The sequence below is a fragment of the Frateuria defendens genome, from assembly GCF_001182895.1.
Taxonomy (GTDB): domain Bacteria; phylum Pseudomonadota; class Gammaproteobacteria; order Xanthomonadales; family Rhodanobacteraceae; genus Frateuria_B; species Frateuria_B defendens.
This window is the reverse complement of the sequence record NZ_LFQR01000236.1, coordinates 1-1,274: the sequence shown is the minus strand read 5'-3', so window position 1 is coordinate 1,274 and position 1,274 is coordinate 1. Positions and strand designations below refer to the sequence as shown.

Genomic DNA, 1,274 nt, shown 5'->3' with positions numbered 1-1,274 from the left:
CCCTGCGCGCTGGCGATGCCGGTGCGCACGGTGCTCTGCTGGGTCTGGCTGCCCGTGGTCTGGTGCTGCTCGCTGCGCTCGCCCGTGGTGCCCGAGTAGCCGCTGCCGCCCAGGTCGCCGAACTGGTGGCTGCTCTGGCGCGACTGCCAGGCCTGGCTGTTCTCGCCGTTGCCGAGGGTGATCCCGCCCTGCTGCGCCAGCGCCGTGATGTCGTGCTGCGCGTTGAGCTGCGCCCCCTGCGCGGTGATGTCGCCCTGCCGGCTGACCAGGTCGATGCGGTCCGCATCGATCGTGGTCGCCGTCTGCGTGGTCGCCGTCTGCGCGCTCTGCCCGTTGCTGCCCAGCAGGTTGTACGGCGACATGCTCACGCCGCTGCTGTTGGACCCGCCCTGGATCTGCCGGAACATGTCGCCCAGGCCCACCGGCGCCGCGACGATGCTGCGGTGGTGGCTGTGGTTGGTGTCGCCGCTGGCCAGGCTGTCCGTGCTCGCCAGCAGGTTGAGGTCGCGCTGCGCGTCCAGCGTGGCCGTGCCGCCGGCGCTCAGCGCGCTGCCGATCACGCTGAGGTCGCCGCCGCTGTTATGGGCACCCGTCGCCGTAAGCGAGAGGTCCCCCGCCGCGCGCAGGCTGCTGCCCTGCTGGGTCACGCTGTCGTAGGTGCCCGCGTGGCTGGCGCTGTGGCTGCCGTAGCCGATCGCCACGCCCGGCGCGTCCAGGCCGGTGTTGCCCACGGCCTGCGCCACGCTGTCCCATCGCTTGACCTGGTTGCCGTTCCCCGAATGGCTGTTCTGCTGGATGTTGCGGAACCCGTCCAGCGGCGTGTTCACCATCGCCACCGTCACGCCGTGCTGGCTCTGCTTCTGCTGGTTGGTCTCGTGGTCGGTCTGCGCGGCCGGCGCGATGGTGATGTTCTGGCCCTGCACGGCGATGTTGCCGCCGCTGGTGGCCCCCGCTGCGCGGCCCGCGATCAGGTCGCTGCCGGTGATCGCCACGTCGCCGCCGGCCACCACCGTCACGTTGCCCTCGGTGCTGCCCACCAGGCTGCCGGTGGTGGTGTGCTGCTCCACCGTGCTGCTGGCCTTGCCCGACGCGCTGCCCACGGTGAAGCCGATGCCGCCCAGGCCGCTGGCGCCGCCGCCGCCGAACACGCCGCTCTTCTTCACGCTGCTGCTGTGTGCCTCCACGTGCGTGTCGGCGCCGGTGCCGAGGCTGATGTCGTGGCCGGCGGACAGGGTCACGTCGTGCGTGCCCGCGAGCTGCGCCGCCTGCGCCAC

General features: G+C 72.4%; 1 protein-coding gene. It reads right to left on the bottom strand.

Going from position 1 to position 1,274, the window contains the following annotated elements; all coding sequences use genetic code 11:
* A partial coding sequence (locus ACH65_RS18090) for a hemagglutinin repeat-containing protein (RefSeq protein WP_202594243.1) occupies positions 1–1,274 on the bottom strand: 1,274 nt, incomplete at both ends.